12 protein-coding genes are annotated in these 15,910 nt (G+C 75.3%); 5 read left to right on the top strand and 7 right to left on the bottom strand.

Annotated features, from left to right (window positions below; all coding sequences use genetic code 11):
- Positions 1-129: 129 nt before the first annotated feature.
- From AB0F89_RS21605 to AB0F89_RS21595, 3 genes are read left to right on the top strand one after another with little or no spacing between them, the layout of a single operon-like run.
- Complete coding sequence (locus AB0F89_RS21605) at positions 130-633, top strand: 2Fe-2S iron-sulfur cluster-binding protein (RefSeq protein ID WP_367127312.1); 504 nt, start codon at positions 130-132, stop codon at positions 631-633.
- Positions 630-1,619: a xanthine dehydrogenase family protein subunit M gene (locus AB0F89_RS21600; RefSeq protein WP_367127310.1), complete on the top strand. Its 990-nt coding sequence runs from the start codon at positions 630-632 to the stop codon at positions 1,617-1,619. The genes AB0F89_RS21605 and AB0F89_RS21600 overlap by 4 nt, the downstream gene beginning before the upstream one ends.
- A complete protein-coding gene (locus AB0F89_RS21595) occupies positions 1,616-3,700 on the top strand; it encodes a xanthine dehydrogenase family protein molybdopterin-binding subunit (RefSeq protein WP_367127309.1) in 2,085 nt (694 codons plus the stop codon). Before AB0F89_RS21600 ends, AB0F89_RS21595 begins: the two co-directional genes overlap by 4 nt.
- A 9-nt stretch (positions 3,701-3,709) precedes the next feature.
- Here the strand turns inward: AB0F89_RS21595 and AB0F89_RS21590 are convergent, their stop codons facing one another.
- Positions 3,710-5,407, bottom strand: a complete 1,698-nt coding sequence (locus AB0F89_RS21590; protein WP_367127308.1) for a cholesterol oxidase substrate-binding domain-containing protein — start codon at positions 5,405-5,407, stop codon at positions 3,710-3,712.
- A 156-nt stretch (positions 5,408-5,563) separates the two neighbouring features.
- Between AB0F89_RS21590 and AB0F89_RS21585 the strand changes: the two genes are divergently transcribed.
- Positions 5,564-6,655, top strand: a complete 1,092-nt coding sequence (locus AB0F89_RS21585; protein WP_367127307.1) for a serine hydrolase domain-containing protein — start codon at positions 5,564-5,566, stop codon at positions 6,653-6,655.
- Here AB0F89_RS21585 and AB0F89_RS21580 read toward each other — a convergent pair.
- Both AB0F89_RS21580 and AB0F89_RS21575 read right to left on the bottom strand, forming a co-directional pair.
- Positions 6,645-7,865 (bottom strand): cytochrome P450, encoded by a 1,221-nt coding sequence (locus AB0F89_RS21580; RefSeq protein ID WP_367127306.1) that lies wholly within the window; start codon positions 7,863-7,865, stop codon positions 6,645-6,647. The genes AB0F89_RS21585 and AB0F89_RS21580 overlap by 11 nt on opposite strands.
- 62 nt (positions 7,866-7,927) lie before the next feature.
- Complete coding sequence (locus AB0F89_RS21575; RefSeq protein ID WP_367127305.1) at positions 7,928-9,214, bottom strand: MFS transporter; 1,287 nt, start codon at positions 9,212-9,214, stop codon at positions 7,928-7,930.
- Between the two features lie 136 nt (positions 9,215-9,350).
- On the opposite strand from AB0F89_RS21575, the gene AB0F89_RS21570 reads away from it, so the two are divergent.
- A complete protein-coding gene (locus AB0F89_RS21570) occupies positions 9,351-10,955 on the top strand; it encodes a protein kinase (protein WP_367127304.1) in 1,605 nt (534 codons plus the stop codon).
- On the opposite strand, the gene AB0F89_RS21565 is transcribed toward AB0F89_RS21570, so the two are convergent.
- From AB0F89_RS21565 to AB0F89_RS21550, 4 genes are all read right to left on the bottom strand, one after another.
- A complete protein-coding gene (locus tag AB0F89_RS21565) occupies positions 10,952-13,090 on the bottom strand; it encodes a transglutaminaseTgpA domain-containing protein (protein WP_367138954.1) in 2,139 nt (712 codons plus the stop codon). The genes AB0F89_RS21570 and AB0F89_RS21565 overlap by 4 nt on opposite strands.
- Positions 13,091-13,113: 23 nt before the next feature.
- Positions 13,114-13,530 carry a hypothetical protein gene (locus tag AB0F89_RS21560; RefSeq protein WP_367127303.1) on the bottom strand — a complete coding sequence of 139 codons (417 nt, stop codon included), beginning with the start codon at positions 13,528-13,530 and terminating at the stop codon, positions 13,114-13,116.
- 230 nt (positions 13,531-13,760) lie between these two features.
- A complete protein-coding gene (locus AB0F89_RS21555) occupies positions 13,761-14,924 on the bottom strand; it encodes a DUF58 domain-containing protein (RefSeq protein WP_367127302.1) in 1,164 nt (387 codons plus the stop codon).
- A complete protein-coding gene (locus AB0F89_RS21550; protein WP_367127301.1) occupies positions 14,921-15,907 on the bottom strand; it encodes an AAA family ATPase in 987 nt (328 codons plus the stop codon). The genes AB0F89_RS21555 and AB0F89_RS21550 overlap by 4 nt, the downstream gene beginning before the upstream one ends.
- Between the last annotated feature and the right edge of the window lie 3 nt (positions 15,908-15,910).

Raw genomic sequence — 15,910 nt, 5'->3', positions numbered from 1 at the left:
CCCTCCAGAGCCGATTTCAAGCCCGAAGAAGGCCGATACATCGGATGGATGCACGCGTTCGGCGGATTGTCGGTTGGCCGGGCAGGACCGGGGAAGCCCAGGGGGACGCCGAGTCGGAGGAGTCACGCCGTGGACGGTGACATCGAGCTGCGGGTGGACGGACGTCGCCGACGCCTGCGCGTGGACACCAGGACGACCCTGCTGGACGCGTTGCGCGACGGCGTCGGTGCGACCGCGCCGAAGAAGGGTTGCGACCACGGTCAGTGCGGCGCGTGCACGGTCCTGCTCGACGGGCGGCGGGCGATCACGTGCCTGGCGCTGGCGGTGGCGCACGACGGGGCCGAGATCACCACGGCCGAAGGGCTCGCGGACGGCGGGCGGCTGCACCCGGTGCAGGAGGCGTTCCTGGAGCGGGACGCGTTGCAGTGCGGGTTCTGCACGCCGGGGCAGGTGTGCTCGGCCGTCGGCGTGCTGGACGAGGTGGCGGCCGGTCACCCGAGCGCGGTCACCGAAGACCTGGCCGGGCCGGTGGAGCTGACCGACGAGGAGGTCCGGGAGCGGATGAGCGGGAACCTGTGCCGGTGCGGCGCGTACGTCAACATCGTGGCCGCGGTCCGGGACGGCGCCCGGTGATGCCGTTCGACTACCGCCGCGCGCCGGACGCCGAGAGCGCGGTGGCCGCCGCGACCGGGTTGGCCGGGGTGGCGTTCCTGGCCGGCGGCACGAACCTGGTCGACCACCTCAAGCTCGGTGTCGCCGAACCGGAGGTGCTGGTCGACATCAGCCGGCTGCCGCTGGACTCGGTGGCCGAGCTGCCCGACGGCGGCCTGCGGGTCGGCGCGACCGCGCGCAACGCCGACCTGGCCGCGCACCCGGTGGTCCGGCGGGACTACCCGGTGCTGGCGCGGGCGCTGCTGTCCGGCGCGTCCGGGCAGATCCGCAACCTGGCCACGACCGGCGGGAACCTGTTGCAGCGCACCAGGTGCGTGTACTTCCAGGACGTCTCCACGCCGTGCAACAAGCGGGAGCCCGGCGCCGGGTGCTCGGCGATCGGCGGCTACACGCGGCACCACGCGATCCTGGGCGCGTCCGCGCACTGCGTGGCCACGCACCCGTCGGACATGGCGGTGGCGATGGCGGCGCTGGACGCGCAGGTGTCGGTGCTGGGGCCGGAGGGGCGGCGGGTGGTGCCGCTGGTGGCGCTGCACCGGCTGCCGGGCGACGAGCCGCACCGCGACACCGTGCTGTCACCGGCGGACCTGATCCTCTCGGTGGACCTGCCGCCGCTGCCGCCGGGCTCGCGGTCGCTGTACCGGAAGGTGCGGGACCGGGCGTCCTACGCGTTCGCGCTGGTGTCGGTCGCGGCCGTGCTGCGGGTCGAGGACGGGGTGGTGCGCGACGCGCGGATCGCGCTGGGCGGGGTGGCGCACAAGCCGTGGCGGGCCCGGCGGGCGGAGGACCTGCTGCTCGGCTCCCCCGCCGACGAGGAGGTGTTCCGGCGGGCGGTCGACGCCGAGCTGGCGGGCGCGGCCCCGTTGGCGGGCAACGCCTTCAAGGTGCCGCTGACCCGCAACGCGGTGGTGTCCGCCCTGCGCGACCTGAGCCGGGAGGAACGATGACGGACGTGCTGCGGCCACGCGTGCTGGGGCAGTCGCCGCGCCGGGTCGACGGGCCGGAGAAGGTGACCGGGACCGCCCGGTACGCGGGCGACCAGCACGTGGTGGACCCCGCGTTCGCGCACCTGGTGCAGGCCGAGGTCGCCCGCGGCGTGGTGACCGGGGTGGACGTCGGCGCGGCGTTGGAGCTGGACGGCGTGTCGGCGGTGCTGACACCGGACAACGCGCCGCGCCTGGCGTCCACGGAGGACACCGAGCTGGCCGCGTTCCAGTCGCACGAGGTGGCTTTCCGCGGTCAGGTCGTCGCGGCGGTGGTCGCGCGCACCCGGGAGATCGCCCGCGAGGCGGCGGCGCTGGTCCGCGTCGACATCGACCCGCTGCCGCACGACGCCCGCCTGAGCGCCGACCGCGACGACCTGTACGCGCCGGAGAAGGTGAACGGCGGCAAGGAGACCGACACCGCGCGGGGTGACGTCGACGCGGGCTTGGCGCACTCGCCGTTCACCCTCGACCAGACCTACACCACGGCCTGGTACAACAACAACCCGATGGAGCCGCACACCACCACGGCCCTGTGGTTGGACGGCGACCTCGTGCTCTACGACTCGACGCAGGGCGTGCACACCACCCGGGCGTCGGTCGCCGAGGTGTTCGGCCTGGAGCCGGCGCGGGTGCACGTGATCTCGCCGCACGTCGGCGGCGGCTTCGGGTCCAAGGGCACGGCGCACGTCCACGCGGTCGTCGCCGCGATGGCGGCGCGGTCGGTGCCCGGCACGCCGGTCAAGCTCGCGCTCACCCGGCAGCAGATGTTCTCCCTCGTCGGCTACCGGACGCCGACGGTCCAACGGGTGCGGCTGGGCTGCGACGCGGACGGCCGGCTGTCGGCCATCGCGGTCGACGCGATCTCCCAGACCTCGCGGATCAAGGAGTTCGCCGAGCAGACCGCCGTGCCCGCCCGCACGATGTACGCCGCGCCGAACCGCGCCACGACCCACCGGCTGGCCGCGCTGGACGTGCCGGTGCCCGCGTGGATGCGCGCGCCCGGCGAGTGCCCCGGCATGTTCGGCCCCGAGGTGGCGGTGGACGAGCTGGCGATCGCCTGCGGCGTCGACCCGGTGGAGTTCCGCGTCCGCAACGAGCCGGACGTGGAGCCGGAGTCGGGCAAGCCGTTCTCCAGCCGCAACCTGGTCGCGTGCCTGCGCGAGGGCGCGCGCAGGTTCGGCTGGGAGGACCGCGACCCGGCGCCGCGCGCCCGCGCGGAGTCGGGCTGGCTGGTCGGGACCGGCGTGGCGGCGTCGACCTACCCGGTGAACCGGTCGCCGGGCTCGGCCGCGACGGTCCGCTGCACCGCGCCGGGCCGCTACCGCGTGTCGATCGGGGCCGCCGACCTGGGCACCGGCACGTGGACCTCGCTCGCGCAGGTCGCGGCGGACGCGCTGGGCGTGGGCTTCGACGACGTGGAGCTGCGGATCGGCGACACGGCGCTGCCGGAGGCGTCGGTGGCGGGCGGCTCGTCCGGCATCACGTCGTGGGGCTCGACGGTGGTGGCCGCGGCGCGGGCGTTCCGCCGCGAGTTCGGCGACGACCCCGCCGAGGGCGACGAGGCCGGTGCCGGGATGCCGGACGACGACGCGAGCGACGAGTACGCGATGCACGCGTTCGGCGCGCAGTTCGCCGAGGTGCGGGTGCACGTGGACACCGGCGAGGTGCGGGTGCCCCGGCTGCTCGGCGTGTTCGCGGTCGGCCGGGTCGTCAACCCCCGGCTGGCCCGCTCGCAGCTCGTCGGCGGCATGACCATGGGCCTGTCCATGGCGCTGCACGAGCACAGCGTGCTGGACGAGCGCTTCGGGCACGTGGTCAACCACGACTTCGCCGAGTACCACATCGCCACCAACAGCGACGTGCCGCACGTGGAGGCGCACTGGGTCGAGGAGCACGACCCGCACACCAACCCCATGGGCGCCAAGGGCGTCGGCGAGATCGGCATCGTCGGGACGGCGGCGGCGATCGCGAACGCGGCGCACCACGCGACCGGCGTCCGCGTCCGCGACCTGCCGCTGACCCTCGACCACTTCCTGCGCTAGGCGGCGCGGTCAGGGCAGCAGGACGTCCAGGAACGGGTTGCCGAACACCCGGTGCGGGTCGTGGGCGTCCAGCGAGGCGAGCGCGGCGTCCCACGACGGGTTCGGGCCCTGCCGGTAGGAGTCGGGCACGGTGGAGGTCAGCACGGTCTGGTCGGACCACGCCGCCTGGTCGGTGTACGCCCAGCCCTTGGACCACTCGACGCGGGTCGTCGCGTAGGTGCCGTCGTACTGGGAGAAGAAGAACTGCTCCAGCTCGCGGTAGAACGCCGCCGCACCCGGCGCGGTCGGGAACGTCAGCACGTCGAACCACACCGCGACGTCCCACTCGGGGTGGTCCTCACGGGGCCGGACGGCCGACAGCGCGGGCGTCTGCGCCCCCGGCACGCCGACGTGCGACGGGTCGTCCAGCCCGCCGACGCGGATCTCCACCTGGCCGGTGACCGGGAACAGGCCGCGGGCCTGGTAGGAGTGCAGGAGGTCCTGGTAGAACGCGGCGAACTCGCTGACCACGCGCTGCACCCCGGCCCGGCTGGTCAGCACCGCGTACCCGTTCGCGGTCTCCCGCAGCGTGGTCGGCTTGACGTAGAGCATCAGGTTCTTCGACGCGCCCCACAGGTCGCTGGTGAGGGTGGCGGTCAACCCGGTGGCCGCAGTCGTGTACTGCAGCTGACCGAACGTCGGCGTGAGCGCCCACGCGCCGGTGATCAGCAGGTCGGCCAGGTCGGAGACGGCCTTCGGGACGTTGTCGGAGAAGACGTAGTTGTACGGCGCGAAGACCTGCCGGGAGGTCGCCGGCTTGGTCGGCGCCACGCTCCACGTCTTCAGCCACGGGCGGTCGGTGAACGCGAACCAGATGGCCTCCACCCGGCCGGTCTGGTCGAGGAAGCTCGCGAACGTCCGGGTCGCGCCGCTGCCCGGCGGGGCGAACAGCTCGCTCACCGGGATGTCGACCCGGCTGACGCACCGCAGGTTCCGGTTCGCGCCGACGCGGAGGGTCACCTCGGTCAGGAACGCGCGGCCGACGTGGGTGAGCAGCGCGGCGCACTCCGGCTCGTCGCGCTGGAACGTGCGCAGCCGGTATTCCCCGCCCTCCCACACCACGGCGGTCAGCGAGGTGATCAGGTTGCTCAGCGAGCCGTAGGTGTGGCCGGGCGGCCGGGTCTCGCCGACGGCCGGGACCGAGGTGCCGTGGCCGTTGATCGCCAGCACCCCGCCGACGGTCAGGTCGCCCGGCGCCGGGGTGTTGGTCACGCCGAGGCCCGCGTCCTCCAGGCGCGCCAGCAGGTCGTCCATGGACGCGCCGGTCTGCACCCGGACCGCGTCCGGCAGCACGGTCGTGGCGGTCAGGTGCGCGGTGGTGTCCACCAGCACGACGCGGTCCGCCCCGGTAGTGCCGGGGGTGACCGTGAGCGGCGCCCAGCCGTGCCGGAAACCCTGTGGCCGCAACCGGAAGCCCTGGGCGTGCGCCCAGTTCGCGAGGAGCACGACGTCGGCCGGGGTGCGCGGCGCGCACGTCCACAGCGCGTCGGTGCGGATCTCACCCGCCCAGTTCTCGTAGGTCCGGCGGTACAGGTCGATCCCGGGCGGGAACGCGGGCGGCGGGTCGCCCGCGCCCTCGCCGGGCAGCAGGACGCCGACGGGTAACCACGCGAGGGCCGTGGCCCCGAGGAAACGGCGGCGGGACAGGGCATCGCCGAAGTTGCTCATGGCCTCCGACGGTAGGTCCGCCGCGGACGGGCCGCGCGCCGCCGCCGGGAAGTTGCGCCGAACAGCGCAGCACCGCCGTTCCGGACGGGCGCGGATCACCGCGGGACGGCACGATAGGAGTCGCCGCGGCCGGCCCGCGGGCGTTAGGTTCCGTCGGTGGCGGAGATCGGTGGCACCTACGACGAGCGGTTCCGCGCGGTGCGCGACGCCTTCGCGGCGTCGCTGGACCGGGACGACGTCGGCGGCTCGGTCGCGGTGTTCGTCGACGGCGAGCCGGTGGTGGACGTCTGGGGCGGCTACGCGGACGCGGCCCGCACCACGCCGTGGGAGCGCGACACCATCGTCAACGTCTGGTCCACCACCAAGACGATGTCGGCGCTGTGCGCGCTGGTCCTCGCCGACCGGGGCGCGGTCGACCTGGACGCGCCGGTCGCCGAGTACTGGCCGGAGTTCGCCGCGGCGGGCAAGGGCGGCGTGCTGCTGCGGCACGTGCTCGGGCACACCGCGGGCCTGCCGACGTGGCACGAGCCGATCACCGTGCCCGAGCTGTTCGACTGGGACGGCGCGACGGCCCGGCTGGCCGCGCAGGCGCCGCGCTGGGAGCCGGGCACGGTCGGCTGCTACCACCCGTTGACGCAGGGCTTCCTGCTCGGCGAGGTGGTCCGCCGGGTCACCGGGCGCAGCCTGGGCGCGTTCTTCGCCGAGGAGATCGCCGGGCCGTTGGGCGCCGACTTCCACATCGGCCTGCCCGCCGAGCACGACCACCGGGTGGCTCCGGTGATCCCGCCGCCGGCGGCGGACGCGGCGCCCGGGCTGCCCGGCGAGCGGCCCAACCCGGCCATCGTGGCGCGGGACGCGAACACGGCGGCGTGGCGTCGCGCCGAGGTGCCGTCGGCGGGCGGGCACGGCAACGCGCGGTCGGTGGCCGCGGTGCAGTCGGTGCTGGCGTCCGGCGGCGTGGCGGGCGGCGTGCGGCTGCTGTCCGAGGCCGGGTGCGCGCGGGTGGTGCAGGAGCAGTTCCGGGGCGTGGACCGGTACCTGGGCGTGCCGGTGCGCTACGGCATGGGTTACCGCGTCGAGGGGCGCACGTGCTCGTGGGGCGGGTGGGGCGGCTCGGTCGTGGTGGTGGACCTGGAGACCCGGATGACGGTGGCGTACGTGATGAACCGGATGCTGGACAACGGCACGTTGGGCGACACCCGGGGTCTCGGTCTCGTGCTCACCGCCTACCGGGCGCTCACCGCCTAGCCGGCGCGCCCAGCCGCACGGGCAGGGCCTGGTGGCCGTTGGAGATGAACGACCGCACGGGCAGCAGCTCGTCGGCGGGCACGGCCAGGGCCAGGTCCGGGAAGCGCTCGAACAGCGCCGGCAGCGCCACCGCCGCCTCGATGCGGCCCAGCGGCGCGCCCAGGCAGTAGTGCGCGCCGTGGCCGAACGACAGGTGCGCCTTGTCCGCGCGGGTGATGTCGTACCGGTCGGCCGTGCCGCCGTGGTGGTCCGGGTCGCGGCCGGCGGCGGCGAAGGCCGAGAGGATCGCCTCGCCGCGGCGGATCGTCACGCCCTCGACCTCGATGTCCTCGGTGGCGTAGCGCAGCGGCAGGTTCGCCACCGGCGCCTGCCACCGCAGCGTCTCCTCGACCACGTCGTGCCAGCCGCGTTCGCCGGAGACGACCAGGCGGCGCTGGTCGGGGTGGGTGAGCAGCGCCGTGATGGCGTGGTCCAGGAGGTTGACCGTGGTCTCGTGGCCGGCGGCGATCATCAGGACGAGCGTGTCGACCAGCTCGACCTCGGAGAGCCTGCCGCCGTCCTCCTCGCGGGCGGCGATCAGGGCGCTGGTCAGGTCGTCGCCGGGATCGGCCCGCTTGGCGGCGACGAGACCGTTCAGGATCTCGTAGAGCAGCCGCTGGTTGGCCACCGACTCCTCGGGCGTCAGCGTCGTGTCGAAGACGCCGTCCACCGTCCGGCGCAGACCGGGGCGGGCGTCGTCGGGGACGCCGACCAGGCCGCAGATGACCTCGATCGGCAGCGGGTAGGCGAACCCGGCCCGCAGGTCGACCACCTCCGGCCCGGCCGCGAGCCGGTCCAGCAGGTCGGCCGCGATCCGCTCCACCTGCGGTCGCAGCTCCTCGGCCCGGCGGGCGGTGAACGCCTTGGCCACCAACGACCGCAACCTGCGGTGGTCGTCCCCGAAGGCGTTGAACATGTTCCGCGCCGAGACCCAGAGGTGCAGCGGCCAGTCGTCCGGCACCTCGCCGGCGAGCATGGCGGACCAGTGCTGGAAGGCGTCCTTCGAGACGCGGGGGTCGCTGAGCAGTCGGCGCAGCAGGTCGATGCGCCCGACGGACCACGCCACCACCCCGCCGGGCAGCTCGACGCGCACCACCGCCCCCAGCTCCCGCAGGGTCGCCGCCTCGGCGTGGATGTCGCGACCGGTCGGGTCGAGCACGTAAGCGTCCACGTACTCATCGTTACCGCATGATCACGATCCGTACAAGGCACTGCGGCGGTCGCGGCCCGGCCTCACAGCCTCGCGGCGTGCTCGTGGGCCGGTTCGAAGTCGGGCGCCACGACCGAACCGCGCAGGTGGTCGCGGCGCAGCACGGCCAGCGCCGCCATCAGGCAGGCGACCGCCGCGAACCCGCTCGCCACGGCCGGCGCGGCGAGCGGGCCGGCCGCGCCGACCACCACCCCCGCGACCACGATGGCGACCGTGCCGGAACCGACGGTGATCGCGTTGACGGTCGCGGCGACCCGGTCGCGCACCGGCTCCGGCGCCCGCAGCTCGACCAGGCCGGTCAACGTCGTGCTCAGCACCGAGCCGCACGCACCCGCGACCAGCCACGCGGCGGCGTTGACCGGCAGGGTCGGCGCCAGCGCGGGCGCGGCGAGGGCCAGCGCCAGCACCAGGCCCGCCGCGGAGGAGGCGGCGACCAGCGCCCGCGGGCCGGTGGCGCGGGGCGCCAGTCGCGGGCCGATCAGCAGCCCGGCCGTCCAGCAGACGAGCACCGCGCTGTAGGTGAAGCCGTTGCCGCCGATCGGGCCGAGGACCAGGAACACCTCGTTGACCAGCGCGATCGCCACCGCCACCCCGGCGACGGCCTGCGCGACCACCCGGCCGAGCAGCAGCTGGTCGCTGCGCAGGAGCACCCAGCCGCTCCACTGGCCGCCGGGCACGGCGGTGACGCCGTCGTCCCGGTCGGGGTCGCGGTCCACCCCCAGCCACACCACCATGACGAGGTGGGCGAACGTGACCACCGCGTCGAGCATCAGGGCCACCTCGATCCCCGGCCCGGCCGCGAGGACGCCGCCCAGCACGATGCCCGCCACCGAACCGGTGTTCTGCGCCGACGAGAGCCGCCGCCCGCCGTCACCGACCGTCAACGTCGACGCGCAGGTCCGCGCGACACCCGCGCACGCGCTCACCAACGCCACCAGCGGGTAGAGGGCGGGCGGCCACGGGTGCGCGAACAGCAGCCCGACCAGCAGCACCACCTGCGCGCACACCGCCACGGCGAGCACCATCCGGTTCGCGAACCGGTCCACCGCCCACCCGGCGAGCGGCGTGCCCAGCGCCGCGCCGAACGCGGCGGCCACGAACAGCCCGGCGACCGCGAACGGCCCCGACCCGGCCAGCTCGGCGGTGAACCCGATCAGCGTGAGCTGCGCGCCGAGGTGGGACGCCCCGGACCCGACCGCCACCACCGCGAGCCGCCGATCCGCCCGCACACCGCCCAGCACCGAGCCCATGCCACTCCCCCGCTGCGCCACCGCCACCGACCGGGTCGACCACCTCGCGGTGCCGATCATGCACCAAGATCGCGCCGGCCGGCGGCTGCGACCCGGGGTGTCGGGGCGACCCCGCCGGGTCGTGTCGGCCCCGAGGCGTCACGTCGCCCGTTCGGAGGCGTCCTCCGGTGTCGCACCCGCCGGATACGATCCCGTCGTGGACCCCGCCGACGACCTGCTGGCCTGGGCGCCCCCACCCGGCCCGGGACAGGCGCCCGTCGTCGCGCTGCCCGGCTACAGCGACTTCCGCCTGCTCGCCCACGGCGGCGAGGGCACCGTCTACCGGGCCACCCAGGACGGCCTCGGGCGGGACGTCGCGGTGAAGGTCCTCGACGTCACCGACCCGGACGCGGTCAGCCGGTTCCACCGCGAGCTGGAGATCACCGTCCGGCTGGGCCGCCAGCACCCGCACGTCGTGACCGTGCTGGACACCGGCGTGATCGACGGCCGGCCGTGCATCGTGATGGAGTACCACGACCTCGGCTCGCTGCACGACCGGCTCCGGCAGCGCGGACCGCTGCCGGTGCACGAGGTGGTCGCGGCCGGGATCGCGGTGGCCGACGCGCTGGCGTTCGCGCACGGCCAGGGCATCCTGCACCGGGACGTGAAGCCGCAGAACATCCTGGTGCTGCCCACGTCCTACGTGCTGGCCGACTTCGGGATCGCGCGCGGCGCGGACGCGGCGCACACGGCGTCGCTGCAGATGGTCAGCTACCGGCACGCCGCGCCGCAGATGGTGGACGGCCAACCGCCCGCCGCGACCGACGACCTGTGGTCCCTGGGCTCGACGCTGTTCACCCTGCTGGACGGGCAGCCGCCGTTCGCGTCGGCCGACCCGGGGGCCGACACCATGCTGGCCCACCTCGGCCGGGTGCGCGAGGCGCCGCCGAGGTCGCTGCTGCGCCGGGACGTGCCGGTCGAGCTGGTGGCGATCATCCTGCGGTGCCTGCGCAAGTCCCGGGACGAGCGGTTTCCGGACGCGGCGTCGCTGCGGGCCGCGCTGGCGGCGGTGCCGACCCGGACCGCGCAGTCCACTGTGGACCCGGACCACACGGCGGCGGTGCGGCACGAGGCGCCCGAGCGGTACCCGGACGGTCCGACGGAGCTGCCCGACTTCGGCCCCAGGCCGGTGGTGGCGGAGTCCGCGCCGGAACCGGTGGCCGCCGTTCCCGAGCCGGTGCGGACGTGGACCGAGGACCTGGCTGAGCTGACCGTGCGGCACAACACCGACCGGCCGCCGGCGCGGCCTCCGGCGGTGCTTCCACCGGGGTTGCCCGAACCGCCGCCGTCCCCGGCCCCGTCCCGGCGTCGGTCGTGGAAGCTGGCGGCGGCGGGCGCGGTGGTCGTCGGCGTGGCGGTCGGGGTGGCGTTGAGCCTGCCGGGCCGCTCGGACCAGGTCGCGGAACCGCCGCCCACGACGACGACCACGACCGTCGCCGTCACCACCACGACGGCGACGGTCCCGGCGGGCGGCGACCCGAGGTTCACGCCGGTGCTCAAGCGGCTGGAGGACGGCGGGGACCGGATCGAGCTGTTCTGGACCGACCCGAGCGAGGGCAACGCCCAGTTCGTCGTGGTGGACGTGACGGGCCCGTCGGCCAGGCCGCTGGTGACGGTGGCGGCCGGTGCGACGTCGCACGTGCTGGAGGGCTTGGAGCCGAAGGCGCCCGAGTACTGCTTCCAGGTGCTCGCGATCGGCTTGGCGGACCCGGCGACGCAGCGCGGCTCGTCGGCCCGCACGTGCGCCGTGCGCAACGGCTAGCGCCGTCGGAGGGGCCGGGGGTCGACCGCCCACAGCACCCTGCGCCGCCACCCCGCCGCCCGCCGCAGCTCACCCCGGACCTGCCGCGCCAACTCCCACGCCGACACCTCCGGTCCGGCCGCCTGCGCCATCCCCTTCAGGCCGACCTGCGCTCCCGCTGCCGACCCCGCCGTCGACCTCGCCGACCTCGCCACCGACCCCCACTCCACCGCCGCTGATCCTGCTGCCGACCCCGCCACCGGCCCCGGCCCCGCTGTCGGCGCGAACGCCGCGCGATCCGCCAACCCCGCCAACTCCACCGCCGCCGCCGACCCCAGGTCCGCCGCGATGTCCGGCGCCGTCCGCCCCGGCGGCGGAACCCTCCCCGCCAGCAGCAACCCGTCCAGCACGTACGCCCAGGCCCCGGTCGCCCCGGCCGCGCGCAGACGTCTGCGCCGCACCAACCGCGCCAACCCCACCACTGCCGGCAGCAGCACCGGAACCCCGCCGAGCACCGCGTACCCGATCCACCGCTGCGACCCGCCGTCGACCACCGGCCCGGCCACCGCGGCGGACGGCGTCACCAGGGGCGGGGCGGACAGCGGGGTGCTGGTGGGACTGGCCGTGATCGACGCCAACCGGTCCAGCACCTCGCGCTTCTGCGCCGCGCTGGACCCGCCGGACGACACACCGGCCACCGGGTCGAACGGCACCCAGCCCCACCCGGCGAAGTACACCTCGGGCCACGCGGTCGCGTCGCTGCCGCGCACCACCCGCTCCTCCCCCGCCGCCGGCTGGAACCCGACCACGACCCGGGTCGGCAACCCCACCACCCGACCCAGCACCGCGAACGCCGACGCGAACTGCTCAGCGGTGCCCGCGTTCGCGCCCGGCTCACCCGGCGCGCCGAACAGGAACCGCTCCAACCGCGAGTAGGACGACCCGACCGGCGCCTGCGCGTCCGGCGTCCGCCCCTGCTTCACCACCTGCTCGATCGCCACCGCCCGCTCGTAGGGCGTCCGCGCGTTCCGCACGACCTGCCGCCCGTACTCGGCCAGCGAGTACGGCAGCCCCGGCAGCCTCAGGTAGCGGTCGGCGTCGGCGGGCACGGTGGCGTTCAGCAGGTCGGTGTCGTCGGGCACGTCGAGCACACCGCGCACCCGGTACGAGAGGCCTGGGGCCAACTCCTCCACCAGGACCAGCGACCCGGAGTCGGGGTCGACCATCGCGCCGTCCACCGTCACCGCCGTGGGACGCCCGACAGTGGGAAGCCACCGGCCGGTCAGCTCACCGACCGTGATCTCCACCTCCACCTCGTCCACCCGCGCACCGGCCGGCAGGTCGGGCTCCGCCACGGCCCCGAGGGGCCCGTACAACGACGCCGCCCGCCACGCCGCCCCCGAGTAGTCCGACAACGCCACCAACCGCACCGCGCGTTCGGGTCCCCGCACGCGGAACAGCTCGGTGTCGCCGAGGTTCGCCCACGCCGCCAACTGCGGCAGCGGACTGGCCACCCCCAGATCGGTGACCGGCGGCTCCACCAACTCCCGCGGCTCGAACGCCCCACCGGACGGCAACACCACCGCGACCCCCGCCACCACCGCCACCGGCAGGGCGGCCAACCCGGACCACACCCGCCCACCCGTCTCCAGCCGGTCCACCACCAACCACCCGCCCACTGCCACCACCACCAACCCGACCGCGACCAACCCCACCCGATCCGCCCGCCCCGCCGTCAACAGCGCCGCGCACGTGTACAGCACAGCTGCGCCGACCACCGGCGCCACCAACGCCCGCCCCCTCCCCGCCACCGCGAGCACCACGACCAGCGACACCCCGAACACCAGCAGCACGCCCGGCGCCAGCAGCTCGGGCGTCGCGGGCGCCGGGCGCGCGGCGGTCAGCAGGCGCGGCACCAGGTCCAGCAGCACGGGGACGGGATCAGTCGAGTCAACCGCCGACGGCCGCGCCACCCAGTACCCGCCGACCAGCGCCAACACCACCAGCGCGAACACCGTGAACCCCACCGGCAACCGCCGCCACCGCAACAACGGCAAACACCCAAACCCCACCACCGCCGCAACCGCGAACACCAACGACGGCACGACCCCCTGCCACCCCGAGCCAAGGTGCATCGCAGCCACCACCACAAGCACCGCCGCCCAGACCACCCGGGCGCTCACCCCACCACCGGCCCGCTCACCAGCGGCCAACCCGCCCCCGGCCCGCTCGCCACCGGCCGACCCATCAGCGGCCCGGCCACCACCGGCTCTTCCACCACCGGCCGACCCGCCACCGGCTCGACCATTGCCGGCTCGACCATCACCGGCAGACGCGTCACCGCCGCCAGCCGACCTGACACCTCCACCACCGGGCCCGCCGGCACCAGCAGAGGGCTCGACGCCAGCGCCAGTGCGCCCGGCACCGCCAGACCCGACACCACCAGGTCCGGCACCAGGTCGCGCGCCATCACCCGCAGGCCCGGCACCGGCGCTCGCGGGACGGGCGCTCGCGGGACCGGCGGCCGCGTGCTCGCCAAGTGCAGGCCCGAGACCGAGACCACGACGGTCGCCGCGACCGGCACCGCTGCGGTCACTGCGGTCACTGCGGCCAAAACCGGGACCGGCACTGGCACCGGGGGTGGCGGGGGTGGGACCGGGGTTGGAGGAGTCGCGGGCGTTCACGGGGCCACCGACCGGACACACGGGAGGCCGTGGCGCCGCGCCTCCATACTTCCGGCAACGTTATCGGCGTTTCCATTCATCCCCGGAGCCCGTACCACCATCGAGTGATCCTCAACTTCCAGGACCACACCCGACGAAGCGCTCACCGGGACACCGCCGCGTTCCAAGTGTCCAGCAACCCCTCGGCCTTCGCATGTCGCAGCACCACCACCGACCCCACCGCCGACACGGGCCGCGTCGGGGCCGGGTCGACGACCAGGACCACGCCCACCGAAGCCCGACCCGCCTCCAGCGCCAACGCCGACGTGTCCGCCGCCGACCCGCACACCACGGCCACCACGTCCAGGTCCCGGATCGGCAGCGGACCCCCGACCGAAGATCCCCCGACCGAAGGCCCCTCGACCGCCTTCAGGTCAGCCAACGCCGCCAGCACCACCGACGCGTCCGCCCCCACCGCCCCCGCCGGCAGCTCCACGTCCACCACCCCCGACGACGACACCAGCCGCACGGGATGCCCCTCCGCGACCGCCACCGTCACCAAGGACGCCGCTACCTCCACCGCGTCCTCGAAATCCCCACCCGACGCGTACCCGCCCACCCGGTCGTCCAGCACCACCGCCAGGTGCGGCCGCGCCGGGTCGGCGTCCTCGCGGATCATCAGGGTGCCGGTGCGCGCGGACGTCGCCCAGTGCAGCCGCCGCAGGTCGTCGCCCGGCACGTACTCGCGCAGGCCCACCAGGTCCGTGCCGCCGCGCTCCACCCGCTCGTCCGCGCCGACGTGACCGCGCCGCACACCGCCCGGCAGGCCCCGCACCGGCAGCACGCGCGGCACGACGCGGACCTCGACCACGTCGCCGACGACGGTCCGGGCGTGCGCGAGGCCGGCGAGGCCGCGCCGGCTCAGGGTCAGCGGGCCGACCCGCAGCAGGCCGCGCACGTGCGTCGGGATCGGGTACTCGACCTCCACCCGCTGCCCCGGCGCGAGCAGCGGCAGGTCCACCGGCACGGCGGTCCCGGCCACCTGGTCGGTCGCGTCGAACGCCACCGGGAACCGGCGGCTGGTGCCGGTCAGTTCGAGCACCCCGGCGCACGCGCCCAACCGCTGCACGGTGCGCGGCCGCACGGTCCGCTTCGGGGCGACCCGCGCCCGCGACAGCACCGACCCGACCCCCGCCACCACGAACGCCAGCAGCGCGGCGCCCAGCCCGGCCACACCCGGATAACGCCACCACAGCCCGCACGCCAGGAGCAGCGCGCCGAGCAGCGCCGCGCCGATCCCGCGCGCGGTCAGCCGCACGCCGGTCATCGCGCGGCCGGTCGCGGGACCGCCACGCCGGCCAGCACGTCGGCCAGCACGTCGTCGGTGGTGACGCCCGCCAGCTGCGCCTCGCGCGTCAGCACCAGCCGGTGCGCGAGCACCGGCACGGCCAGCGCCTGCACGTCGCCCGGCACCACGAAGTGCCTGCCCTGCGCGGCGGCGTGCACCTGCACGCAGCGCACCAGCGACCGCAGTCCGCGCGTGCTCGCGCCCAGCCGCAGGCGACCGTCCTCGCGGGACGCCACGCCGATGTCGCTGATGTAGCGCAGCAACGGGTCCGCCACGTGCAACGTCGCCAGCCGGCGCCCGTGCTCGGCCACCACGTGCGGGTTGCTGATCGTCGGCACGCCGCCGACCTGGCCCGCGCCGCTGCCGGGCCGCAGCACGTCGATCTCGTGCTCCACCGCCGGGTACCCGATGGAGGTGCGCAGCATGAACCGGTCCAGCTGCGCCTCGGGCAGCCGGTAGGTGCCGTCCAGGTCGATGGGGTTCTGCGTGGCGACCACCAGGAACGGCGCGGGCACGGCGTGCGCGACGCCGTCGACGGTGACGGTCCGCTCCTCCATCACCTCCAGCAGCGCCGACTGCGTCTTGGCCGCCGCGCGGTTGATCTCGTCCGCCAGCACGACGTTCGCGAACACCGGTCCGGGCCGGAACCGCACCTGGCCGGTCTGCGGGTCGTACACCGACGTGCCGGTGACGTCGGACGGCAGCAGGTCGGGGGTGAACTGCACCCGCCGCGACACCCCGCCCAACGCGCCCGCCACCGCGCGCGCCAGCGTCGTCTTGCCGGTGCCGGGCACGTCTTCCAGCAGCACGTGCCCGCCGGCGAACATCGCGACGAGCACGAGGTCCACCACGTCCCGCTTGCCGCGCACGGCGGTCTCGACGGCGTCGCCGAGCCGCGCGTGCAGGGCGCGGAACGCCGCGATCTCGTCCTCGCCGATCGCCGGCGCCGCAGTAGTCGTCACTTC

This window comes from Saccharothrix sp. HUAS TT1 (genome assembly GCF_040744945.1).
In the GTDB taxonomy this organism is placed as follows: domain Bacteria; phylum Actinomycetota; class Actinomycetes; order Mycobacteriales; family Pseudonocardiaceae; genus Actinosynnema.
This window is presented reverse-complemented; position numbering and strand designations above follow the sequence as displayed.

Coding starts and splice junctions, on each gene's coding strand:
- AB0F89_RS21575 (WP_367127305.1), bottom strand. CDS start 9,214: ATGATCGGCACCGCGAGGTGGTCGACCCGGTCGGTGGCGGTGGCGCAG.
- AB0F89_RS21555 (WP_367127302.1), bottom strand. CDS start 14,924: ATGACCGGCGTGCGGCTGACCGCGCGCGGGATCGGCGCGGCGCTGCTC.
- AB0F89_RS21595 (WP_367127309.1), top strand. CDS start 1,616: ATGACGGACGTGCTGCGGCCACGCGTGCTGGGGCAGTCGCCGCGCCGG.
- AB0F89_RS21590 (WP_367127308.1), bottom strand. CDS start 5,407: ATGAGCAACTTCGGCGATGCCCTGTCCCGCCGCCGTTTCCTCGGGGCC.